The following is a 20,932-nucleotide window of genomic DNA, read 5'->3' as shown; positions in this document are numbered from 1 at the left end:
TAGGGGTCCGTTTGCGTTCCATAGGAGGAACACAATGGCAGTACTGAACTCCGGTCTCCAGACCGGCTGGACCCCCGAGGACTACGGCAAGCTGGTCGATCTGGTCATCGCCGAGAAGTCGGTGGCCTTCCAGGCCGGAACTGTGATCGCGACTCAGAACGAGACGATCCGCTTCCCGATGCTTAAGGCCGACCCCGCTGTTGGCTGGTACGCCGAGAACACCCAGATCTCGCTGACCGACCCGACGACCGATGAGTTGGTCGTGACGCCGAAGGCTGTCAAGGGCCTGACGCAGATCAGCACGGAAGCTGCGGAGGACTCGAACCCCGCAGTGGCCGATCAGGTCGGGCGTGGGCTGGCCCGCAACATCGCCAAGAAGATCGATGCCGCGTTCTTCGGTAACACCGTGACCAACGGCCCCTCGGGTCTGCTCTCGCTGGCCGGTGTCAACGTGGTCGACACGGGCACCGTGACGCTGACCTCTCTGGATCCGTTCCACGAGGCGAAGGCGGCAGCCCTGGCCGATGGTGCCGAGCTGTCGGTGTTCATCCTGGCCCCCGATGTCGCGCTGACGCTGTCGAAGGCGAAGACCGCGACCGGAGCCAATACCGGACTGTTGGATGTCAACGGCGTCGGTGACGGCGTCACCCTGGCCGGTGTCCCGGTCCTGGTGTCCACCGATGTCGCGGCGGGCAACGCTTGGGGCCTGGACGGTTCTCAGGTGATGGTCGTGCAGCGCACCGGCACCAAGGTGATCCGCTCCATCGATGCGGCGTTCGACTACGACGCGGTCCAGGTGCGTGCGACGGCTCGCGTCGGGTTCGGCTTCGCCAACCCTGCGGGTGTCGTGCGTCTGTACGACGCTGCGTAAGCAGCGCCGCTAGAGGCCCCAGCTTCCGCTGGAGCCGACGACGCCGCCTGATCTAAACCCTAACGGGCACAACTGAATACGAGGCTGGAGGGGCACCCTACGGGGTGCCCTTCTGGTCTTCCCATCCGCCATAGAGGAGAGAGCCCCACGCGATGATCGAAGATCAGCGATCAACCACCCCGACGCGGCGTAGGCGTCCACGACGAAAGCCGGTCAAGCCACGTAGCGATGTATGCCGCCGCGAAAGCTGCGGTAGACCAGTGACCATGCCCGACCGGGGCTACTGCACCGGACTGTGCAGACTGATCGAGCGCCAGCAGGCGAGAGCGCAGCGGGTGTGCGAGGCGATAGGCCCGAGTCCCACCACCACCGAGCTATGGCTTGCCGCTGTTGAGATGTCAGATGCGTGGTCGCGCTACCAAGACCTAGACAGCGAGCTGCAAGAGGTAGCGAGGTCTGTAGGCATGACTGATGAGCAGTGGACAAACATAAAGCGGTAGCTGTTCCGTCTTGCCAGGCGAAGCCGTACTTGCTGGTAGTGCCGTTGCGACGTGCACATCGTGGGTTTGCTGTAGGACCCCCACCCCGTATCCCCCCTCCCCGGGGGGTCTGACCGTGTGGTTATGCGGGTCTGCCATCCGATGAGACTTAAACCCCTATTTTTCAGAGTCAGTAAGTTAGGACAAAACATGCGTACACCTGCGGGTTTAGGTAAACCCGGACGCAAACTGTGGCGCGAAATCACGTCAGTATTCGACATCGAACACGACCCAGACCGCCGCGAACTGCTGTTTCAAGCCGCAAAGACGGCTGATCAGATCGCCGAGCTAGACGAGGCAGCCGCAGAGGCCCCGCTGACCGTCAAGGGCAGCATGGGCCAGCCAGTCATCTCCCCGTTCATCGCAGAGGCCCGCGTCCAGCGCGGGCTCCTGGCCCAGTTGCTTGCCCGGATGAACTTCGCAGAGCCAGAGGAGGACTGATGTCCAAGGCTGCACGCAAGACCAGACGCCGCCGTACGGCAGCCCTGAAATCGTCTCCCGGCGTGACCGTAGCTGAGTTCTTCCGGCTGCGGCTCACGAACCCGGACCCGCGCTCCCACGCGGAGTACCTCGCAGACATGCGGGCCAAGCAGGCCGCAGGGCCACTGTCCAACCCCGCTACGGCTGCACTGCTCGACCGGCTGGAGAGAGCTGTTGGGTAGCTGCAAACTCTGCGACCGCGAACTAGAGCCGCACCGCGCGCGGATCGGGAAGTGCTCCCCGTGCGTCAGAGGCCGCACCGCCGACCGTCGACCTGACCACAACTGGTTGACCTCCGACCGCCGCGCCGGTCTGCCCGCCGATTGGGACTCCAGACGCCGCCAGGCCCTCAGTCGCGACGGCCACATGTGCCAGCTCCGTTGGCGCGGTTGCACCGGCAAGGCTACCGACGTTGACCACCGCCGCAGAGGCAACGATCACTCGTTGCAAAACCTCCAAAGTGTATGCAGCACTTGCCATAAGCAGAAGACGGCTAAGGAATCAGCAGCCCGCAAGGCTGCCTTGAAAGCACGGGCGAAACGGCCCACACAGAGACATCCAGGAGCGATAGAGAATGCCAAGACGTAACGGAACACGGCCCGGTTTGACCTCGGGCAGCACGTCGCTGTGCAAGACGTTCGGCGTGCCAGCGCCGGTGACGTTCTTCCCAGCACCGCTGGGACGGCCGAAGTACGCCCGCAACTACCAGAGGAGCCGCTGATGTCTTACGCATCAACCGCCGATGTGGCCGCGCTGTTGGCGCGGGAGCTGACGACGGAGGAGACCGCTCTAGTCACCCGACGACTGGCCCAGGTCGAACGCATGATCGTTCGACGTGTCCCGGATCTCGCAGAACAGATCGCAGCCGAGGAGATCGACCTGGCCGACGTGGTCGACATAGAGGCCGAGGCCGTGCTGAGACTCGTCCGCAACCCCGAGGGTTATGCCTCGGAGTCGGATGGCCAGTACTCCTATCAGTTCGACCGCAACGCAGCCAGCGGCAAGCTCGAGATCCTGCCGCACGAATGGGAGTTGCTCGGTATCAAGCCGAGCCGCATGTTCTCTATCGTTCCCAACCTCGTTGCGCCGCAATCGGGTTCGTCGTTCGGGACGGGTGGCTGATGAGCCTTCTAAACCGTGGAACTGATCAGGTGACCGTCTACCCGGAAGCCGTCGTCACAGACTCTGATGGCAACACGGTGACAAAACCCGGCACGGTCGGAGTCGTCTGCCGCGCCGTCGTACAGCCGCTCAGCTCGACCGAGAACGACGAGGGCACCACGTCGAAGTACCGCCTTCGATTGATCGGTTACCCCGATCTGCTCGGCGCACAAAGCGCCGTGGAGTGGAACGGAAAGCGATACGCCATCGACGGGGACGCCAAGATCTATAACGGCTCACCGCGCACAGCGCGGGCCGAGTACGTCATGGTTCGCAGGTGAGACCTCAATCGGTGGTCCTCCCGATCTTGCGGGAGGCCCTACCCGGTGTCGCTGTCGTCTCCGTCGTCCCGGACGCGGACTACCGGACCTTCCCTATGGTCGTCATCCGCAGGGCAGGCGGTACCCGCAACCCCAACCACCCCGCGATTCACTCGCTCCCCGAGGTCACGATGGAGGCCGTCTCGGCGGATGGCCTGATCGAGGCAGAGGAGCTGTACGACGACGCTCTAGAGGCGCTGTACGCGGCTGTAGCCAACCAGACGGTTGTACCTAACGCGCTAGGACACCTCCAGTCGCTTCGAGAGGCTCAGGGGGCCACACAGAGCCCCGCTGAGCTGCCTGATACGTGGAGCGTGCAAGGCAAGCTCAGGTTGGGCCTTCGAGCCGCCTAGTTGGGTACTCCCCACTTGCGGCGCTCCTCGGCAGCGCGTGCCTCGATCTCCTCGAACAGCTCCTTGCCTACCGCACCTTCGCCTAAAGCCTTGTCCAAGTCGATGTACGTCCCGTACTCGTTTCTGCCGTTCACCGTCAACTTCATCCCGGCGTCGACCAGCATCTTGCGGCGCTCCTCCGGTGTCGCGCCAGGCCATACCGCGCCATAAGTCTTGTCCGTCTCGACATCGATCCATCCGGCCTTGACTACCGGCACCTGCTCCAGCGAGTCCCGCTTGGCCTCCAAGGACTGGACCTGCCGCCTGTACATCGCGGCGGCGTCCGGTGAGTTGAACAGGCCCATTGCGCGGTCCTCCAGGAGAGCCGCAATCGTCTGGTTCGTCTGCTCCAGCTCCGCAGAGTGGTCGGAGCCGTCCTGCCAGACGCGCTCCTTGATCCTGCGGTCAGCGTGGACGTGGAGAAACGACGTCTCTACCGTCTGCTCTGCGTCGTCGGCGTTGACCAGAACGCCGGGGCAGGCTTTGGGTGAATCGCCGCAGATGTAGTAGCGGTAGTGCCGTTCTCCTTTGGTGCGGCGGAAATGCCGCATGTTCCGACCGCACACCCCACACTTGGCGACACCCAACAGCGGGTTAGTCGAGTGCCTGCGCTGGCGTCCGCTCTGGCTGCGCTGCGCCAGCTCGGACTGGATACGGCCCCACGTCTCAGGATCGAACGACGCCGGTCCCACCATGACCGGCTCCCCGTCGGCGTCGAGCACAGGCTTGCCCTTCGCCGTCTTGATCCCCTGCGTTGCCGGGTTGGACAGGATCGTCTGAACCGTGATGATCGTCCACCGGGAGCCCTTGGCAGGCTTACCGGCGCGCTGGCGCAGTCGTTCTGCGGGGCTCAGCACTCCTGTTTCATTCAGCCCCGACGTGATCCGGGTCAGAGAGTCGCCGCTGAGCAGTTTGGCGGCGATGTCGTGGAGTACCACTTGCGCCTCCGGGTCGTGCCCGAGGGCCTTACCGCCTTCGGGGCGGTCGACCACCTGGAACCCATACGGCGGCACCCCGTAGGCCCAACGCGGCTGATGCCGGTATTGGGTGACGCGGTCGAGAGCGCGTTGTACGAACCGCTGGCCTTCGATCTCGGCGAACACAGACGCGAGGATCAGGAACACCTTGGACATAGCGCCAGCGAATGCGTCCTTCTCATTGTCGGGGTGGAAGTAGTCAAGCTTGATGCCGTCGTCCACCAGGACGAGGATCTTGCCGTGGTCCTTGCACCACTCAGCCAGCTTGACGCAGTCGTTCGCCGACCGGAACACGCGGTCAGTCTTGGCGAAGATCAGCGCGTCCCAATCTTCAGCCCGTTCGGTCAGCCAGACCTTGAGGTCTGGCCGCTCCCACGGTGACCTCTTGATCGCGGACACGTCGAGATCCTCGAACGTGCCGACTACGGTCCAGCCTTGAGACTCGGCGTAGGCAGTGCCTTTGGTGCGCTGCGTGATCTGAGATTCTTTGCCTTCGTTGAAGATGGACACGCGAGCGCCGACGATGGCGCGGACTGAACTTGTGGTCATGGTTACGGAGTGTATAGTAGTGTTCGTACACCCACAGTGAGTCCCAGGCGCCGTCCTGATCGACGTAGGTGGCGAGATCGGACATCGCCCGCCACTGGTCACTGGGGTCGATTCCGACCAGGTCGAGCCGCCAACCCTGCGGGATGAACAATCCGAAGCGCATCTTCCCGACTCTAGGGGCCGCCGCCGCGATGTGGAACGAGGCGCGGCCGACGACCTGACGGTGTCAGAGTCGCTGCGTAGCGTGGTTGCATGGCACTTTCCAAAGACGAAAGAGAGCAGTTCCTGGCCGAAGCGCACATCGCGGCATTGTCGGTACGCGCCGGCACCGATCGCGGTCCCTTGACGGTGCCGATCTGGTATCAGTACGCCCCGGGCGGTGATCCGTGGTTCATCACGGGTGCCGGTTCCCGCAAGCACAAATTGATCGAATCAAGCGGCTATCTGTCGCTGATGGTCGAGCGTGTAGAACCCAGCGTCCGCTACGTAGCAGTGGACGGCCCCGTCCTTCGTATCGAGCCGGGTAGCGACGATCAACTCGTCGAGATGAGCAAGCGCTACCTTGCCCCAGAACAGGTGGACGCCTACCTCGAGGTCGCGCGCCGGGAGCACGGCGAGAGCGTCGCCGTGTATGTCAAACCCGAGCACTGGCTGTCAGCCGACATGGGCTCCTTCCAATAGCGAGAGCTACTGGCTGCTGGCAACACCTGAGTAGAGGGCAGCGACAGCGGGCAGGCTCACCTTGAGCGCGGGGTTGCGCGGCAATGCGTCGACCGCGGCGAAGGCGACCGGCACGTTGTACACAGGAAGCGCTGCGCGTACCAGGTCCTTGAGCTCGTCTTCGGAGGGCGGGACCGTGTCCGCGGCGATCTCGATCGCGGCGAACGGCACCTCTCCGAGTCGTGCATCTGGGACCCCCACCACGCAGGCGTCACGGACACCGGGGTGCGATATCAGGACCCGGCGAACGGTTTCGGGCAAGATCTTGAACCCACCGCGGTTGATGGCGCCGTCGGCCCTGCCGTGCAGGGTCACAAAGCCGTCCGAGTCGACGCTGGCGATATCGGTGGTGCGGATCCAGTCCGGGCCCAGCGGTGTGACTTTGGCCTCCAGCAGTCCCTGCTGACCGACGGGGAGGACCGTCCCTGTCTCGGGGTTGACGATCCGCAATTCGGTGTCGGGCAGTGCCCGACCCACACTGTTGCGTTTGGTCTCGCCGAAGTCGCGCAGCATCTCGGGTGTCCACGCACAAAGTGAGCCGGCGAACTCAGTTGCCCCATAAGCCAATCTGATCGGTATCCCGTACCGCCGCTCGAACTCGTCCCTGGTTTCGGGATCCAGTGGTCCCGAGGCGCTGATCAGGAACTCCAGGGACGCGAGGTCTCCCTGGGGCACGTCGGCGTCGAGCAGCATGCGGATGACGGCCGGCTGCACACCGCTGCGCTCGATGCGATGCCTCTTGATCGCGTCGACCCAGCCCTCCACCGTGAACCGTTCGAGCATCGCGATCCGCCGGCCGTTGTACACGCCGGCGATGAGCTGACAGACCCCGATTCCACCGAACTGCCAGTACGCGAACTCCGGCGGCGCATCGGGTGGCGCCGCTTCACCGCTGGTCACGCTGAACACCGTTCGTTCCAGCACAGATGCCTTGATGGCTTGCCTCTTCGGAGGTCCGGTCGTCCCACTGGAGAGAATCTGCAGGGCCACACCGGGTTCGGCTTCGGCATGACGACGCGATCCGTCGCGGCGTTCCAGCCCCGCGACGGTCGTGACGAACGGCGTGGTCAGTGAGATCGCGAGGCCCGCGCTGCATGCGCGCTTCGCGGCGGCGATGACCTCGCCCGTCCAGTCCTCGCGGTCGGCCACGATGGCCGACAGTTCGAGCTTCTCGACATCTCGGCCGATCGCTTCCGGCGACTGGAAGGAATAGATCATCGAGACAGGGCGGCCCGCGGCGAGAAAGCCGATGATCGCGGCGGCGTGGTGGAGCCGGTTGCGGACCACCAAACCCACGGGTGCGTCGTCGGCGACGTCGGCGTCGTCCAGCGCCGAGGCGAGCGCGTCGGCGTATGCCGTGACCTCAGCGCCGGAGTACCAGCGGCCGTCGAACTCGATGCATTGCCGGTCGCCGTAGCTCGCCAGACCTGCCGCGAACCTTTCGGTAAAGCTTTCGGGCACGGGTCCCATTGTGGCGCGCCCTGCTGTGGAACGTTCACCGGGGCGCACCCATCGGCGGGCGAGGCAGGCTGAGCAGCGTCAGCCGGTCTTTCCGGTGAAGCAACCGCGGTACTCGCTGGGCGTGGTGCGCAACTGGCGGACGAAGTGGTACCGGTAGGTCACCGGCGACTCGAAGCCCACCCGCGTCGCGATCTGCTCGATCGAGTAGGGCGACGATTCGAGGAGCGCGAGGCTGGCCTGGATTCGTTGCTCGGTCAGCCACTTCATCGGTGTCGTGCCCGTGGCCTTGGCGAATTGCCGTAGGTAGCTGCGTCGTGACATCGTCGATCGTGCGGCGAGTTCATCGAGCGTGATCGGTGCATCGAGATGCTCGAGCGCCCATGCCATTCCAGCGGCGATCTGGCCGTCGGTCGTCGGCTCGGGCACCGGAGTGTCGATGTACTGAGCTTGCCCGCCTGCCCGGTGTGGGGAGATCACCAGTCGGCGTGCGACGTCGTTGGCGACGCGCACCCCGTGGTCGGACCGCACGATGTGCAGGCACAAGTCCAGGCCGGCGGCACAACCCGCGCTGGTGAGCACGCGCCCGTTGTCGACGTATAACGGCGCCGGATCGATGTCGACGTCGGGATACCGCGCGCGGAGCAGGTCCACATAGATCCAGTGGGTCGTCGCCGCCCGGCCGTCGAGCACGCCGGCCGCGGCGAGCGCGAAGGCACCCGAGCAGATCGACACCAGTCGCGCCTGTCGGTCATCGGCGGCGCTGATGGCGTCGAGCAGGTCCGGGGACATGGGTTCCGCGACGTCGCGGACGCTGGGAATCACCACCGTGTCGGCAGCAGCGAGGTCGTCCAGTCCGTACGAGGTGCGCACTGTCGCACCGCCGACCAACCTGATGTCCGGGGTTTCCGAACACAGCTTGACCGAGTACCAGGGCTGCGGGAGTCCAGAGGAGAACATCGCGGACAACTCGGTCATCCCGAAGATTTCCGCGGCCAGTCCTGACTCGAATCCCGACATCCCGTCGTACGCCAGGATGGCAACCGAATGCATGTCACTATCTTAACTAATAGCGGCACTAGGGCCACTGTTCGGCGGTGACGATACCCGGCAGGATTGCCAGCATGCTCTACGAAAAGAGTCCGAACCGCTGGAAACTGGTGGCTCAAAGGAGATTTCACTGGCTGCTTCAACTCGGGGCCGGAGTACACGCCGCACACGGACTTGCGCACGCCCTACCCCCGTCCCGTGAGTCGCGGGCCCGTCCGACCGACAGCCGTCCACGACCCGTGCGCGGGGCGCTGCCCTCGGGGCGCGACTACTGACCCAGCGCCTACTGACCCAGCGCCGCCATCGCGCCGTCTATGGTCGCCCGCCGGAGTTCCTCGTACGGGGTGTCGGGAAACTGCAGGCAGCAGTCCTGTAGTCCGCCGAATGCGATGACGGCGCGGGTTTCCTGCTCGAGAGTCGGACTACCCCCGAACACCAAGCGACCCAACCGCTCTCGCCACGCCAGAAGAATGTCGATGAGCCCCAGGTCGGCGAGCGTCGTGAGTTCGGAGACGACCAACAGAAGGTCGGCGCGATGCTTGAAATGGAAATCGAAATAACCTTCCAACAGCTCCCGCGGAGTCGCGCGCCCTCCGCTGCGACGCTCCTGGTCGGCGACGAAAGCCTCGCCCTCATCGATCAGCGGCTGCAGGATGCTGCGGACGAGATCTTCGCGCGACCGGAAGTGGTAATACAGCGCGGGTTTGGTGATCCCGAGGCGGTCGGCGATGTCCTGCAGACTGGTGCGTTGCACCCCCTTCTGCGCGAACAGGTCCCGGGCCACCTCCTGGATGCGGTGCCGGGTTCCGGCGGGCGGTTTCGTCATGGAATGACCCTAACTTACTTAACGGACGGTAAGCTCTCGTCTCACACTTACCGATCGTTTAGTAAGGAGGATCGATGCGTGTCCTGATCTCAGGCGCCAGCATCGCCGGACCGGTGGTCGCCTACTGGCTGGCCCGCAGTGGCTGGGACGTGACGGTCGTGGAGCGGGCGGCGGCGTTGCGCAAGGCCGGCGGTCATGCCGTCGACCTGTTCCGCCCGGCCATGGAGATATCGGAGCGCATGGGCGTGTTGACCCGCGTGCAGGCACGGGCGACCGGCGCCACGGTGCTCGCCGTCCACCGGCCGTGGGCACCGGAACCCGCGCGCATCGACTACCGCAAGCTCATCGGTGTCGTGTCCGACCGGCACGTCGAGATCATGCGCGACGACCTGAGCGAGATCTACTACGACGCGAGCCGCGACAACGCCGAGTACGTCTTCGGCGACCAGATCACCTCCATCGCCCACGACGGAAAGGTCACCTTCGAGCACAGCCGTGATCGACGATTCGATGTCATCGTCGGCGCCGACGGTCTGCATTCAGGCGTTCGACGACTGGTGTTCGGCGACGACGTCCCTGAGACGTTTCTGGGTGGCTACCTGGCCGTCGTGTCGGTGCCGAAATCGCTTGCCCGCGAGGGTGAGATGAGCGGCTATTTCGAGCCGAGACGCGTGGCAATGGTGTACACCGCCGATCACCTCGACGACGCCCGTGCGGTGTTCCTGTTCCGGCCCGAGCTGCCACTGGACTACGACCACCGCGACGGCGCTCGCCAACGCGACCAGCTGCGGTCCGCGTTCGCCGGGATGGGCAGGGAGGTCGACCGCTGGCTCGACGAGGTCGACGTCACGCCCGCGTTCTACTTCGACGCCATCACCCAACTCGAGATGAGCACGTGGTCGAGGGGGCGCGTGACCTTGGTCGGCGACGCCGGCTATTGCCCTGGCCCCGCGGTGGGAGGTAGCACCAGCCTCGCGGTCTACGGCGCGTATGTGCTGGCCAACGAGCTCGTCTGCGCGCGTGGCGATCACGCCGCGGCTTTCGCCGCATATGAGCGCCGGATGGAGCAGCCGGTGCTTCACAGCCGGTCGCTGGCCAGGGTCAACGCCAAGACCATCGTGCCCGGAAGCCAGTGGGGCGTCAGGGCTCTCATCGGCGTCGCGCGGGCAGTGTCGGTGCTACCGCCGACACTGACACGGGCCGTCGCGCGCCTCAACGACAAGGGAATTCGGCTCTACGACTCGATGCTCGTGCCGGACTACTCGTCGGCGACGAATCGGCGGTCAACGCACCCACCGGCCTCATAGGCAGAGCGTGGGTGAGGCAGGGCGGTCACGAATCCGTGCTGACCACCCCTGCTCCTCCTGCGCCGCGCTTTGTGTTCATACATGTTCGAGTCCGCGATCCGCATCAGCGCTTCCACATCGTCGGCAGGCCCGTAGGCGCATCCGACCGATGCGGCGACCGTCACCGGCGTGGGGGCGATCTCGTAGCGTCCGTCCATCACCTGGCCGATGAGACCCGCGAGTTCAGCGACGGAGCCCGCCGATTCCGCAGAGGGAACCAGCACCACGAATTCGTCTCCGCCCAAACGGAATACCGAGTTGGATTCCGGTGCCACGTCCGTCAACCGGGCCGCCGCTTCGATCAGCACCGCGTCGCCTGCCACGTGCCCGTGTGCATCGTTGACGTCCTTGAACCCATCGAGGTCGACGAAGATGATGCCGACCGAGGCGCCCAGTCGCACGTCGCCGTGCCTTTGTACGCACTCCTCCAGGGCGTGGCGGTTGTTCAGGCCGGTGAGCGAATCCGTCACCGCCATTCTGGCCAACTCCGTTTCGGCCTCTCTGCGGGCGGCCACATCCTGGAACTGAGCGACGATCACGTCGTCGGCACCGTGCGCTCCGGGCACCAGAACGGCATTGTGCTGCATCCAGATCGTAGTGCCGTCCAATCGGACGTACCGATGTTCAGACGAGATTTGCGAAGAAGACTCAGCAGCGGCGAGGGCCTTTCGCCCTACATCCGTATGCGGCCCGACAACGCACAAGCCCCCGCAACCAAGGCGTTGTCGCGGGGGCTCATGCGTCAGGGCCTACTTGGTCAGCGACTCCGGCGGGGTGAAACGGTCACCGTACTTGGCGGCCAACTCCTTCGCGCGCGCGACGAAGGCGTCCTTGCCCGTGCCCAGTGCACCCTGGTAGCCGACGATGAACTGTGCCGAGCCACCGGTGTAGGGCGGGAAGCCGATGCCCATGATCGATCCGATGTTGGCGTCGGCGGTCGACGTGAGCACACCCTCGTCGAGGCACTTCTGGGTCTCCAGCGCCTCGGCGAACAGCATGCGGTCGATCATGTCCTGCAGCGGCGGGGTGGAGCTACCGGAGTTGAAGGTGTCCTTCAACCCGTCCCACAGTCCGACGCGCTTGCCGTCGACGTAGGAGTAGAAACCCGCGCCCTTCAGCCGCGACGGCCGCCCGATCTCGATCATCTTGTTGACGACGGCCTCGGCCGGGTGCGGCTCGTAGGTGCCGCCGGCCTCCTCGACCCCCTTGCGGGTGGCGGCGGCGATCTTCTGCATCAGCTCGAGGTTGAGCTCGTCGGAGAGCTGCAGCGGCGGCGCCGGGTAACCGGCCTGCGAACCCGCCTGCTCGATGCTGGCCGGGGCGACACCCTCGCCGAGCATCGCCAGCGCCTCGTTGACGAAGGTGCCGATGACCCGGCTGGTGAAGAAGCCGCGGCTGTCGTTCACGACGATCGGGGTCTTGCCGATGGCCAGCGTGTAGTCGAACACCCGGGCCAGCGCCTCGTCGGAAGTCTTCTCGCCCTTGATGATCTCCACCAGGGGCATCTTGTCGACCGGCGAGAAGAAGTGGATCCCGATGAAGTCCTCCTGGCGCTTCACGCCGGTCGCCAGACCGGTGATCGGCAGCGTGGAGGTGTTCGAGCCGAGAACGGCGTTGGGCTCGACGACGTCCTCGATCTCCTGGAACACCTTGTGCTTGAGTTCCTGGCTCTCGAATACCGCCTCGATGACGAAGTCGACGCCCTTGAAGTCGGCGGCGTCGGCGGTCGGCGTGATCCGGGCCAGCAGCTCCTTCGACTTCTCCTCGGTGGTCCGGCCCCGCTCCAGCGCCTTGGCCTCGATCTTCTCCGAGTAGTTCTTGCCCTTCTCCGCTGCCTCGATGCTGACGTCCTTGAGCACGACCTCGAATCCGGCCTTGGCTGAGACGTAGGCGATGCCTGCGCCCATCATGCCTGCGCCGAGCACACCGACCTTGGTGATCGGCGTCTTGCCGATACCGTCCGGACGCGAGCCGCCGCCGTTGATGGTCTGCAGGTCCAGGAAGAAGGCCTGAATCATGTTCTTGGCCGTCTGGCCGGTGACGAGCGTGGTGAAGTAGCGGCTCTCGATGCGGCTGGCAGTGTCGAAATCGACCTGTGCACCTTCGACGGCCGCGTCCAGAATGGCGCGCGGCGCCGGCATCGGAGCACCTTTGAGTTGCTTGCGCAGCAGCGCGGGGAACGACGGCAGGATCGCGGCCAGCGCGGGGCTGGCCGGGGTGCCGCCGGGCATCTTGTAGCCCTTCTGATCCCACGGCTGGGATGTGCCATCCGGGTGCCGGAGAACCTCAGCCTTGATCCAGGCCTTCGCCGCGGGGACGAGCTCGTCCACGCTGCCGACCAATTCATCGACGAGGCCCATGTCCTTGGCCTTGCCCGGCTTGAAGCGGGTGCCCTGGCTCAGCACCTCCATGAAGGCCTTCTGGATGCCGAACATCCGCACGGTGCGGGCCACGCCGCCACCGCCGGGCAGCAGGCCCAGTGTCACCTCGGGCAGGCCGATGACCGAACCCTTGACATCGGCCGCGATGCGGTGATGACACGCCAGCGCGATCTCCAGGCCGCCGCCGAGTGCAGCGCCGTTGATGGCCGCCACGACCGGCTTGCCCAGCGTCTCCAACGTGCGCAGGTCGGCCTTGATGAACTCGACCTCGGCGAACGATTCGGCGGCATTGTCCGGACCGACGTTCATCATGCCCTTGAGGTCACCACCGGCGAAGAACGTCTTCTTGGCGCTGGTGATCACCACACCGGTGATCGAATCCTTCTCTTCCACAAGGCGTTGCACGGTGTTGTGCATCGATTCCTTGTAGTGCTCGTTCATCACGTTGGCCGAACCGGTCGGGTCATCCAGCGTCAGGGTGACGATGCCGTCGGCATCCTTGTCCCACTGAATGGTGTTCTCTGCCATTACTGTTCGTACCTCTCAAACTCGTTCAATGATTGTGGCCACGCCCATACCGCCGCCGATGCACAGTGTGATGAGGGCACGTCGAGCACCACGGCGCTCGAGTTCGTCGACCATGGTTCCGGTGATCATGGCGCCGGTGGCGCCCAGCGGGTGGCCCATCGCGATGGCGCCGCCGTTGACGTTGAGTTTCTCGTCGGGGATGCCGAGGTCCTTCTGGAACTTCAGCACCACCGAGGCGAACGCCTCGTTCAGTTCGAACAGGTCGATGTCGTCGACGGTCAGGCCGGCGCGGTCGAGCACCTTGCGGGTGGCCGGGGTGGGACCGGTGAGCATGATGACCGGATCGGCGCCGCTGGTTGCGGTGGCCACGACGCGTGCCCGGGGGGTCAACCCCTGCGCGCTTCCTGCGCTCTCTGAACCGACCAAGACCAGCGCGGCGCCGTCGACGATGCCGGAACTGTTGCCGCCGGTGTGGACGTGGTTGATCTTCTCGACGTAGTGGTACTTCTGCAGCGCCACATCGTCGAAGCCGCCCATCGCCCCGATACCGTCGAATGCGGTCTTCAGCTTGCCCAGGCTCTCCACGGTCGACCCCGGCCGCATGTGCTCGTCATGGTCGAGGACCACCAGACCGTTCTGGTCCTTGACCGGTACGACCGACTTGGCGAAGTAGCCGCCCGACCATGCCGCCGCGGCCCTCTCCTGCGAACGCGCGGCGTAGCGGTCGACGTCCTCGCGGGAGAAGCCCTCGATGGTGGCGATCAGGTCGGCGCCGATGCCCTGCGGGACGAAGCCGATGCGGTAGTTGGTCTCCGGGTCACCTGCCCACGCGCCGCCGTCGGACCCCATGGGGACGCGGCTCATCGACTCGACACCGCCGGCGATCACCAGATCGTCCCAGCCGGACCGCACCTTCTGGGCGGCCAAGTTGACGGCCTCCAGGCCCGAGGCGCAGAAGCGGTTGAGCTGGAACCCGCCGGTGGTCTCCGGCAGGCCCGCCACCAGGCCGGCGGTGCGGGCGATGTCGCCGCCCTGATCGCCGACCGGCGAGACGCAGCCCAGGATCAGATCGCTGATCATGGTCTCGTCGAGGTCGGGGAAACGCGACCGCAACTCGTCGATCAGGCCGACGACGAGGTTGACGGGCTTGATCTCGTTGAGCGAACCGTTTCGCTGCTTACCGCGCGGCGTGCGGATGGCCTCATAGATGAAGGCTTCTTCGGACATCGGCGTCCCACTCCTATTGATGTTGGTGTGCGGACCCCGATGGCGTGGGTCCACGGGAGGGCAGTCCTCTGATCCGCAGACTATCAGCCTCGCCCAACCCGTTGGTTGGGAGGGTGGGCGGCTTCACACACCGCGAGCAGACACAAACTCGCACGATCCTGTCGGATTGCGTGCGAGTTCGTGTCTGCTGACCGAGGTGACTCAGGCCGAGAGTTGCTCGGCGTCGACGAGCGTCGGGTAATCGATGTAGCCGACGGGCCCGGACGAATAGAACGTCGCCTCGTCGGGTTCGTTGAGATCTGCGCCTGCCACCAGCCGCTCCACCAGGTCCGGGTTGGCCAGGAACGCTCGACCGACAGCGGCCGCGCTGATCACGCCCCACTCCGCCAGGTTCTCCAGCTGCTCGAAGTCGGTGTCGATCTCCCGGGGGGTGTTGAGGACCAGGGCACCCTCCCACTGGGTGCGCAGCGCCGCGAACGCAGGCTGCGACGGCTCGATCAACATGTGCAGATAACCGATCCCGAGCGGGGCGATCCGGCACAGCAGAACCTCGTAGGTACTGATCTCGTCGACCTCACGCATGTCGCCTGCGCCGTTTCCGGGTGAGATGCGCAGTCCGACGCGCTCCGCCCCGATCTCGGCGGCGACCGCCTCGACGACCTCGGCGGTGAAGCGAGCCCGGTTGTGCGCGGATCCGCCGTATCCGTCGGTGCGTTGGTTGACGACGTCGGAGAGGAACTCGTGGAGCAGATAGCCGTTGGCCGAATGGATCTCCACACCGTCCACGCCCGCGTCGACGGCCCGACGGGCGGCGGCGCGGAAATCCTCGACGATTGCGGCGATCTCGTCGGTGCGCAGCGCGCGCGGCACCGGCAGCGGCTCCTTGCCGTCGGGGGTGTGCGCCACCATGTCCGCGGCGATCGGCGACGGGCCGACCGTCTCCACACCACTGATCTGCGGATGCGCCATCCGTCCGACATGCCACAACTGCACGAACATCCGCCCGCCCTCCGCATGGACGGCGTCGGCGATCTGTGCCCAGCGTTGCTGATGCCGGTCGGTGAACAGACCCGGAGTGTTGACGTACGCGCCGTTGGCGGATTCGGCGACCGCGGTCGCCTCGCTGATGATCAGGCCAGCGGCGGCGCGCTGCGCGTAGTAGGTGGCGGCCAACTCCGACGGGGTGGCGTCGGACTCGGCACGCGTTCGGGTCAACGGCGCCATGAAGATTCGGTTCGCCAAATCGGCACCGCCCAGCGTCATGGGTTTCAGCAGTGCCGAGTTCTCGCCGAGAGTGAAGGTCATGCCTGCAGTCAGCGCCCCGCCCGGCGCATTCATTCCCGAACCCGATTCATGACGGCCAGGCGAGGCTACGGTGACCGCGTGGACGTACTGCTTGGGATCGACATCGGGACCGGGAGTACCAAAGGGGTACTCACCGATGCATCGGGGACGGTGCTGGCGACCGAGACGTCGCCCCACGCGATGGATCTTCCTCGTCCCGGCTGGGCGGAAGTCGATGCCGAGGCGGTGTGGATACACCGCAACGAGCCCGCCGTCTTCGCGCGCGCCGGCATGTGGTTCGGCTCGAACTCGTACATCACGGCGAAGCTGACCGGCGAATACGTTCTGGACCACCACACCGCCAGCCAGTGCGATCCGCTCTACAACACATCGTCCTTCGACTGGAACCACGAATGGGCACAACGGATCTGCCGTCACCTCCCGCTGCCCAGACTGGCGTGGCCGGATGAGGTGGTCGGGACCGTGACCGCGGCGGCGGCCGCGGCCACCGGGATCCCGGCAGGAACACCGGTCGTCACCGGAACCGTCGACGCATTGGCCGAGGCGTTTTCCGTCGGCGTGCGCGACCCCGGCGACCTCATGCTCATGTACGGCTCGACGATGTTCATCGTCCAGGTGGCCGCCGATTACCACACCGATCCGGCACTGTGGACGACTGCCGGGGTGGAACGGGGCACCTACGCGCTGGCGGCGGGAACAGCCACTGCGGGCAGCCTGATCGACTGGATTCAAAATGTCACCGGCAACGCACCATTCGACGAACTCACCGCGGAGGCAATGGCGGTGCCGCCCGGAAGCGACGGTGTCGTCATGCTCCCCTACCTGGCCGGGGAACGAACACCGATCTTCGATCCCCTAGCCCGGGGAATCGTCGCCGGCCTGAGCCTGCGGCACGGACGGGGCCACCTCGTGCGCGCCGCCTACGAGGGCATCGCGTTCGGTGTCCGCGAGATCCTGGAGGTCTTCGACTCCGCTGCGCCGAGCAGTCGGGTGGTCGCCGTCGGCGGCGGGCTGCGGAGCCCGATCTGGGCCCAGGCGGTCAGCGACATCACGGGACGCACACAGCTCGTCCCCGAGCAGACGATCGGCGCGAGCTTCGGCGGCGCGCTCATGGCGGCGGTGGGCGTAGGGCTTCTTCCCCGATCCGCCGACTGGACCCGCATCGCCAGGACGATCGAACCCGACCCGCACCGAGCCTCGATGTACCACGAGCTCTATCGGACGTGGCGGGAGATGTATCAGACCACCAAGCACCAGATCCACCGGCTCACGGCGATGGATTCGCCGGAGGTGGGCCGACGCTAGGCTTCGACCCGTGACGGTTCAACGGTTGCGGCCCTTCGCGGTGACGATCTTCGCCGAGACGTCCGCGCTGGCGGCCCGGATCGGCGCGGTCAACCTCGGCCAGGGCTTCCCCGACGAAGACGGCCCGGCGGCGATGCTCAAGACCGCCCAGAACGCCATCGCCGAGGGCGTCAACCAGTACCCGCCCGGGTTGGGCATCGCGCCGCTTCGGCACGCGATCGCCGCGCAGCGCCAGCGCCGCTACGGCATCGAGTACGACCCCGACACCGAGGTGCTCGTCACCGTCGGCGCGACCGAGGCCATTGCCGCGTCGGTGCTCGGACTGGTCGAACCCGGTTCCGAGGTGCTGTTGATCGAACCGTTCTACGACTCCTACTCCCCCGTCATCGCCATGGCCGGCTGCGATCGCCGCGCCGTCCCGATGCTGCCCGACGGCCGGGGCTTCGCCATCGACATCGAGGGCCTGCGGCGGGCCGTCACCCCCAAGACCAAGGCGATCATCGTCAACTCGCCACACAATCCGACCGGCACCGTGGCCACCGACGACGAGCTGCGCGCACTGGCCGAGCTGGCGGTGTCGGCCGATCTGCTGGTCATCACCGACGAGGTCTACGAACACCTCGTCTTCGACGGACGCCGTCACCTGCCGCTGGCCGGGTACCCCGGGATGGCCGAACGCACGGTCACGATCTCCAGCGCGGCCAAGATGTTCAACGTCACCGGTTGGAAGATCGGATGGGCCTGCGGGCCAAGCGAACTCATCAAGGGTGTTCGTGCGGCCAAGCAGTACCTCAGCTATGTCGGCGGCGCCCCGTTCCAGCCCGCGGTGGCTCAGGCGCTGTCCACCGAGGATGCGTGGGTGGAGGGGCTGCGGGTCTCGTTGCAGTCCAGGCGCGACAGGCTGGGTTCGGCGCTGGCCGACATCGGTTTCGAAGTGCACGACAGCTTCGGCACGTACTTCCTGTGCGCCGATCCGCGACCGCTCGGTTACGACGACAGCACGACGTTCTGCGCAGAGCTACCGGAGCGCGTCGGCGTCGCTGCCATCCCGATGTCCGCGTTCTGCGATCCCGGGGCAGCGCATGCCGATCAGTGGAACCACTTGGTGCGCTTCGCCTTCTGTAAGCGCGACGACACCCTCGACGAGGCGATCCGGCGGTTGCGGACGCTTCAGGTCGGCGCCTAGTTCCCAGAGCACCGTCGCCGAGCGCGCCGAACTACTCGGCGTGGTGCTCAGGGTGGCCGCGCAGCGCCAGCTGCCGTAGCCCGGAGGTCGCCGCGTCGATCACCGCGCCGCTGGCCCTCCTGACGAGGAAGTCGGGAATCGGCGCCACCGGCTCGACGGTGATGTCCACCCGTACCCGGGTGGCCCGACCGTCGTTCTCGGGCTGCAGCAGGTACTCCACGTGCTGGGCGTACTGCTGCGACGTCGGCTCGGCATCCCACACCAACCAGTCCGGACCCCAACGATATTCGAGCACCTCGGTGTCGGCCAGACCGAGGACCCGCACCTTCACCCGGACATGGTGCGGGCGGCCCTCGGGATAGCGGTCGACCACCTCGACCCGTTTGTGCATCGCCGAGTAGGACGGCAGTGCATCCACGTCGGCGAGGGCGTCCATGACGGCGGCGCGAGGCGCCTCGATCAGGAACTCCCGCGAAGTCCGGATCGCCATGAGCGTGCTACCGGGATGCCGGACGCGTCACGCGCTCGCGAAGATCCTCCAGCGCGATGTCGAGCACCATCTTCTTCGCCCGCTTGGCCAGGAAGCCCGGGAACGGGGCCCCCAGGTCGAGGATCAGGTCGAACCGGACCCGCGTTCTGTCCTCGCCCTCGGGGGTCAGGTTGTACTCGCCGTGCTGACAGCGCTGCCGGAACGTCTGGGCCGCGTCCCACACCACCCAGTCGTCACCCCAGTGGTACTCGAGCAACTCCTTGTCGGCGATCCCCATGATCTTGACCGTCGCCTTCACGTGGTGCGGCCGGCCGTCGGGGTAGCGGTCCAGCACCTCGGCGTCCTTGTGCACCGCCGACCAGGACGCCACCCCTTCGATATCGGCCAACGCGTCCAGAATCATCGAGGGCGGCGCCTCGATGACGACTTCGCTCGAAGCTCGCACCGCCATACTGGCAAATCCTAGTCACATTAGAGGCCTCGCGCAATGGGCACTGCAGCTAATCAAGATCAACAGCTGATCCGGGCGCGGTCGTACGTTTCCGGCGGCGCAGTCGCCGGGTCCGCACGGAGTGCGCGAGAACAGCGGCGCCGGTGCCGCCTGCTGACGGCGTCCCTCGTCACCGGGGTTTCGTCGGGCACGCAGATGTTTGCTGAGGACGGCTTCACTTCAGGTGGGGACGGCGGTGACGCGGGGGCCGAGGGCCTTCGTCGTGCACGCCATCCGAGAGACAGCACCCGCCGGGCGAGAGACCCCCTCCGGTCACCCCTTGATGACTTTGAGCACCTGTTTGCGCAGGCCTTCTGTCGCGGTCTCCACGCCGCCCTTCATCGTGCGCTTCAGGATGAAGCCCGGCATCGGCACGGACAGGTCGATCGCGATGTCGAACCGCACCCGGGTCTTGTCGCCCTCGGGTGTGAGCGTGTATCCGGCGTCCTGAGCCTTCAGCTGGCCGGCCGACACCAGCGTCCACGTGACTTCGTCGTCCCCCCAGGTGTACTCGATCACCTGCTCGTCGGTCAGGCCCGCCGCCTTGACCGTCATCTTGACCTTCTTGGGCCTGCCGGTGTCGTAGCTCTCGAGGATCTCGGCCTTCTGATACTGCGGCGACCAGGTGGGGGTCGCCTCGACGTCGGCGATGACGTCGAGGATCTGCTCGGGAGTTGCCTCGATCACGACCTCGCGGGAATCCTTGGTTGCCATGGCGCGACGATAGACCACGCGGGTCGCCGTTCGGATCGAGATGGGGCGACTGGCGGCAACGCGCGGCGCTAGGCTCGGCGGGGTGAGCGCGGCAATCGATCCCACGGTTCCCCCGAGCGGCACAGGGTGCGTCGAATGCGACGCCGACGGCGGGTGGTGGGTGCATCTGCGGCGGTGCGCCGCCTGCGGACACATCGGGTGCTGCGACGATTCGCCGGCGCGGCATGCGTCCGCGCACTGGCGCGCCACCGGTCACCCCATCATCCGGTCGTTCGAGCCGGGCGAGGACTGGTTCTGGAACTTCGACACCAATGACTACTACGACGGTCTGGAACTCGCTGCGCCGCAGAGCCGGCCCGCGGACCAGACGGTGCCCGGACCCCGCGGCCGCGTCCCGGCCGACTGGATGGCACAGCTTCGGGCGCGCGGCTGAGTCAACCGGACGTCCACGGGGTAGTACTCACCAGTGACGAAAGACAAGCCGAAGACCACCGAGTCCGATGCGGGATCCGACGACGCCGACAACGACGTCCTGAGCGATCCGTCGAAGGGCACCGACGAGGGTGCCGACTGGTCCGACGAAGGCGGTGCCACGCCCAGCGGCCCGGCCACCTGAC

At 65.9% G+C, this 20,932-nt stretch carries 25 protein-coding genes and 1 pseudogene; 14 read left to right on the top strand and 12 right to left on the bottom strand.

All coding sequences use genetic code 11. The annotated features are described in order from the left end of the window. Window positions 1-34 precede the first annotated feature (34 nt). From H7I57_RS05200 to H7I57_RS05170, 8 genes are all read left to right on the top strand, one after another. Window positions 35-871, top strand: a complete 837-nt coding sequence (locus H7I57_RS05200; RefSeq protein ID WP_264022285.1) for a phage major capsid protein — start codon at window positions 35-37, stop codon at window positions 869-871. Between the two features lie 689 nt (window positions 872-1,560). Continuing rightward, on the top strand, window positions 1,561-1,851 hold the full coding sequence (locus tag H7I57_RS05195; RefSeq protein WP_264022284.1) for a hypothetical protein: 291 nt from the start codon (window positions 1,561-1,563) through the stop codon (window positions 1,849-1,851). Continuing rightward, entirely contained in the window at window positions 1,851-2,072 is a 222-nt protein-coding gene (locus H7I57_RS05190) for a hypothetical protein (protein ID WP_264022283.1), read from the top strand. Before H7I57_RS05195 ends, H7I57_RS05190 begins: the two co-directional genes overlap by 1 nt. 184 nt (window positions 2,073-2,256) lie before the next feature. Beyond that, on the top strand, window positions 2,257-2,478 hold the full coding sequence (locus H7I57_RS33705) for an HNH endonuclease (protein WP_372510127.1): 222 nt from the start codon (window positions 2,257-2,259) through the stop codon (window positions 2,476-2,478). Next, window positions 2,465-2,611, top strand: a complete 147-nt coding sequence (locus H7I57_RS05185; protein ID WP_264022281.1) for a hypothetical protein — start codon at window positions 2,465-2,467, stop codon at window positions 2,609-2,611. The genes H7I57_RS33705 and H7I57_RS05185 overlap by 14 nt, the downstream gene beginning before the upstream one ends. Then, window positions 2,611-3,012 carry a Gp19/Gp15/Gp42 family protein gene (locus H7I57_RS05180; protein WP_264022280.1) on the top strand — a complete coding sequence of 134 codons (402 nt, stop codon included), beginning with the start codon at window positions 2,611-2,613 and terminating at the stop codon, window positions 3,010-3,012. Before H7I57_RS05185 ends, H7I57_RS05180 begins: the two co-directional genes overlap by 1 nt. Window positions 3,013-3,041: 29 nt before the next feature. Next, the gene (locus H7I57_RS05175) at window positions 3,042-3,332 is read left to right on the top strand and encodes a hypothetical protein (protein ID WP_264022278.1); all 291 of its coding nucleotides are present in this window, start codon (window positions 3,042-3,044) and stop codon (window positions 3,330-3,332) included. 11 nt (window positions 3,333-3,343) lie between these two features. Continuing rightward, a complete protein-coding gene (locus tag H7I57_RS05170; protein ID WP_264022277.1) occupies window positions 3,344-3,724 on the top strand; it encodes a phage tail termination protein in 381 nt (126 codons plus the stop codon). On the opposite strand, the gene H7I57_RS05165 is transcribed toward H7I57_RS05170, so the two are convergent. Both H7I57_RS05165 and H7I57_RS05160 read right to left on the bottom strand, forming a co-directional pair. Next, window positions 3,721-5,289 (bottom strand): recombinase family protein, encoded by a 1,569-nt coding sequence (locus tag H7I57_RS05165; protein ID WP_264022276.1) that lies wholly within the window; start codon window positions 5,287-5,289, stop codon window positions 3,721-3,723. The genes H7I57_RS05170 and H7I57_RS05165 overlap by 4 nt on opposite strands. A 7-nt stretch (window positions 5,290-5,296) precedes the next feature. After that, a pseudogene (locus tag H7I57_RS05160) lies at window positions 5,297-5,452 on the bottom strand (LLM class F420-dependent oxidoreductase); the annotation flags it as partial. Window positions 5,453-5,541: 89 nt separating this feature from the next. On the opposite strand from H7I57_RS05160, the gene H7I57_RS05155 reads away from it, so the two are divergent. Beyond that, a complete protein-coding gene (locus H7I57_RS05155; RefSeq protein ID WP_264022275.1) occupies window positions 5,542-5,970 on the top strand; it encodes a pyridoxamine 5'-phosphate oxidase family protein in 429 nt (142 codons plus the stop codon). A gap of 6 nt (window positions 5,971-5,976) precedes the next feature. Here the strand turns inward: H7I57_RS05155 and H7I57_RS05150 are convergent, their stop codons facing one another. From H7I57_RS05150 to H7I57_RS05140, 3 genes are all read right to left on the bottom strand, one after another. After that, window positions 5,977-7,479 (bottom strand): class I adenylate-forming enzyme family protein, encoded by a 1,503-nt coding sequence (locus H7I57_RS05150; RefSeq protein ID WP_264022274.1) that lies wholly within the window; start codon window positions 7,477-7,479, stop codon window positions 5,977-5,979. Between the two features lie 69 nt (window positions 7,480-7,548). Beyond that, the gene (locus H7I57_RS05145; RefSeq protein ID WP_264022273.1) at window positions 7,549-8,520 is read right to left on the bottom strand and encodes a helix-turn-helix domain-containing protein; all 972 of its coding nucleotides are present in this window, start codon (window positions 8,518-8,520) and stop codon (window positions 7,549-7,551) included. Between the two features lie 280 nt (window positions 8,521-8,800). After that, window positions 8,801-9,343 carry a TetR/AcrR family transcriptional regulator gene (locus tag H7I57_RS05140; RefSeq protein WP_264022272.1) on the bottom strand — a complete coding sequence of 181 codons (543 nt, stop codon included), beginning with the start codon at window positions 9,341-9,343 and terminating at the stop codon, window positions 8,801-8,803. 74 nt (window positions 9,344-9,417) lie between these two features. Between H7I57_RS05140 and H7I57_RS05135 the strand changes: the two genes are divergently transcribed. After that, window positions 9,418-10,650: an FAD-dependent monooxygenase gene (locus H7I57_RS05135; protein ID WP_264022271.1), complete on the top strand. Its 1,233-nt coding sequence runs from the start codon at window positions 9,418-9,420 to the stop codon at window positions 10,648-10,650. On the opposite strand, the gene H7I57_RS05130 is transcribed toward H7I57_RS05135, so the two are convergent. The 4 genes from H7I57_RS05130 to H7I57_RS05115 form a co-directional block, all read right to left on the bottom strand. Beyond that, window positions 10,602-11,276: a GGDEF domain-containing protein gene (locus H7I57_RS05130; RefSeq protein ID WP_264022270.1), complete on the bottom strand. Its 675-nt coding sequence runs from the start codon at window positions 11,274-11,276 to the stop codon at window positions 10,602-10,604. The two genes, H7I57_RS05135 and H7I57_RS05130, sit on opposite strands and share 49 nt — an antisense overlap. A 162-nt stretch (window positions 11,277-11,438) precedes the next feature. Beyond that, the gene (locus H7I57_RS05125) at window positions 11,439-13,598 is read right to left on the bottom strand and encodes a 3-hydroxyacyl-CoA dehydrogenase NAD-binding domain-containing protein (protein ID WP_264022269.1); all 2,160 of its coding nucleotides are present in this window, start codon (window positions 13,596-13,598) and stop codon (window positions 11,439-11,441) included. A 15-nt stretch (window positions 13,599-13,613) separates the two neighbouring features. Next, complete coding sequence (locus H7I57_RS05120; protein ID WP_264022268.1) at window positions 13,614-14,825, bottom strand: acetyl-CoA C-acetyltransferase; 1,212 nt, start codon at window positions 14,823-14,825, stop codon at window positions 13,614-13,616. A 201-nt stretch (window positions 14,826-15,026) separates the two neighbouring features. Next, window positions 15,027-16,130 carry an alkene reductase gene (locus H7I57_RS05115; RefSeq protein ID WP_264022267.1) on the bottom strand — a complete coding sequence of 368 codons (1,104 nt, stop codon included), beginning with the start codon at window positions 16,128-16,130 and terminating at the stop codon, window positions 15,027-15,029. A 78-nt stretch (window positions 16,131-16,208) separates the two neighbouring features. Here H7I57_RS05115 and H7I57_RS05110 point away from each other — a divergent pair, with 78 nt between their 5' ends. Next, on the top strand, window positions 16,209-17,435 hold the full coding sequence (locus H7I57_RS05110; protein WP_264022266.1) for an FGGY-family carbohydrate kinase: 1,227 nt from the start codon (window positions 16,209-16,211) through the stop codon (window positions 17,433-17,435). A gap of 10 nt (window positions 17,436-17,445) precedes the next feature. Further along, window positions 17,446-18,621: a pyridoxal phosphate-dependent aminotransferase gene (locus H7I57_RS05105; protein WP_264022264.1), complete on the top strand. Its 1,176-nt coding sequence runs from the start codon at window positions 17,446-17,448 to the stop codon at window positions 18,619-18,621. A gap of 31 nt (window positions 18,622-18,652) precedes the next feature. Here the strand turns inward: H7I57_RS05105 and H7I57_RS05100 are convergent, their stop codons facing one another. The 3 genes from H7I57_RS05100 to H7I57_RS05090 all read right to left on the bottom strand — a co-directional run bounded on the left by H7I57_RS05100 (window position 18,653) and on the right by H7I57_RS05090 (window position 20,315). Further along, window positions 18,653-19,111: an SRPBCC family protein gene (locus H7I57_RS05100; RefSeq protein WP_264022263.1), complete on the bottom strand. Its 459-nt coding sequence runs from the start codon at window positions 19,109-19,111 to the stop codon at window positions 18,653-18,655. A gap of 7 nt (window positions 19,112-19,118) precedes the next feature. Then, entirely contained in the window at window positions 19,119-19,562 is a 444-nt protein-coding gene (locus tag H7I57_RS05095) for an SRPBCC family protein (protein WP_264022262.1), read from the bottom strand. 312 nt (window positions 19,563-19,874) lie between these two features. Next, window positions 19,875-20,315: an SRPBCC family protein gene (locus H7I57_RS05090; protein ID WP_264022261.1), complete on the bottom strand. Its 441-nt coding sequence runs from the start codon at window positions 20,313-20,315 to the stop codon at window positions 19,875-19,877. Between the two features lie 82 nt (window positions 20,316-20,397). Here H7I57_RS05090 and H7I57_RS05085 point away from each other — a divergent pair, with 82 nt between their 5' ends. Both H7I57_RS05085 and H7I57_RS05080 read left to right on the top strand, forming a co-directional pair. Continuing rightward, the gene (locus H7I57_RS05085; RefSeq protein WP_264022260.1) at window positions 20,398-20,748 is read left to right on the top strand and encodes a UBP-type zinc finger domain-containing protein; all 351 of its coding nucleotides are present in this window, start codon (window positions 20,398-20,400) and stop codon (window positions 20,746-20,748) included. Window positions 20,749-20,781: 33 nt separating this feature from the next. Continuing rightward, the gene (locus tag H7I57_RS05080; protein WP_264022259.1) at window positions 20,782-20,931 is read left to right on the top strand and encodes a hypothetical protein; all 150 of its coding nucleotides are present in this window, start codon (window positions 20,782-20,784) and stop codon (window positions 20,929-20,931) included. Window position 20,932: the final 1 nt, after the last annotated feature.

This window comes from Mycolicibacterium pyrenivorans (genome assembly GCF_025821625.1).
In the GTDB taxonomy this organism is placed as follows: Bacteria; Actinomycetota; Actinomycetes; order Mycobacteriales; family Mycobacteriaceae; genus Mycobacterium; species Mycobacterium pyrenivorans.
This window is presented reverse-complemented; position numbering and strand designations above follow the sequence as displayed.

Bases quoted from the DNA above. Each gene is read 5' to 3' on its own strand.
- H7I57_RS05130 (WP_264022270.1), bottom strand. From the start codon at position 11,276: ATGCAGCACAATGCCGTTCTGGTGCCCGGAGCGCACGGTGCCGACGAC.
- H7I57_RS05090 (WP_264022261.1), bottom strand. From the start codon at position 20,315: ATGGCAACCAAGGATTCCCGCGAGGTCGTGATCGAGGCAACTCCCGAG.
- H7I57_RS05135 (WP_264022271.1), top strand. From the start codon at position 9,418: ATGCGTGTCCTGATCTCAGGCGCCAGCATCGCCGGACCGGTGGTCGCC.
- H7I57_RS05140 (WP_264022272.1), bottom strand. From the start codon at position 9,343: ATGACGAAACCGCCCGCCGGAACCCGGCACCGCATCCAGGAGGTGGCC.
- H7I57_RS33705 (WP_372510127.1), top strand. From the start codon at position 2,257: ATGTGCCAGCTCCGTTGGCGCGGTTGCACCGGCAAGGCTACCGACGTT.
- H7I57_RS05185 (WP_264022281.1), top strand. From the start codon at position 2,465: ATGCCAAGACGTAACGGAACACGGCCCGGTTTGACCTCGGGCAGCACG.
- H7I57_RS05150 (WP_264022274.1), bottom strand. From the start codon at position 7,479: ATGGGACCCGTGCCCGAAAGCTTTACCGAAAGGTTCGCGGCAGGTCTG.
- H7I57_RS05200 (WP_264022285.1), top strand. From the start codon at position 35: ATGGCAGTACTGAACTCCGGTCTCCAGACCGGCTGGACCCCCGAGGAC.
- H7I57_RS05125 (WP_264022269.1), bottom strand. From the start codon at position 13,598: ATGGCAGAGAACACCATTCAGTGGGACAAGGATGCCGACGGCATCGTC.
- H7I57_RS05155 (WP_264022275.1), top strand. From the start codon at position 5,542: ATGGCACTTTCCAAAGACGAAAGAGAGCAGTTCCTGGCCGAAGCGCAC.
- H7I57_RS05095 (WP_264022262.1), bottom strand. From the start codon at position 19,562: ATGGCGGTGCGAGCTTCGAGCGAAGTCGTCATCGAGGCGCCGCCCTCG.
- H7I57_RS05115 (WP_264022267.1), bottom strand. From the start codon at position 16,130: ATGACCTTCACTCTCGGCGAGAACTCGGCACTGCTGAAACCCATGACG.
- H7I57_RS05180 (WP_264022280.1), top strand. From the start codon at position 2,611: ATGTCTTACGCATCAACCGCCGATGTGGCCGCGCTGTTGGCGCGGGAG.
- H7I57_RS05145 (WP_264022273.1), bottom strand. From the start codon at position 8,520: ATGCATTCGGTTGCCATCCTGGCGTACGACGGGATGTCGGGATTCGAG.
- H7I57_RS05195 (WP_264022284.1), top strand. From the start codon at position 1,561: ATGCGTACACCTGCGGGTTTAGGTAAACCCGGACGCAAACTGTGGCGC.
- H7I57_RS05120 (WP_264022268.1), bottom strand. From the start codon at position 14,825: ATGTCCGAAGAAGCCTTCATCTATGAGGCCATCCGCACGCCGCGCGGT.
- H7I57_RS05165 (WP_264022276.1), bottom strand. From the start codon at position 5,289: ATGACCACAAGTTCAGTCCGCGCCATCGTCGGCGCTCGCGTGTCCATC.
- H7I57_RS05190 (WP_264022283.1), top strand. From the start codon at position 1,851: ATGTCCAAGGCTGCACGCAAGACCAGACGCCGCCGTACGGCAGCCCTG.
- H7I57_RS05100 (WP_264022263.1), bottom strand. From the start codon at position 19,111: ATGGCGATCCGGACTTCGCGGGAGTTCCTGATCGAGGCGCCTCGCGCC.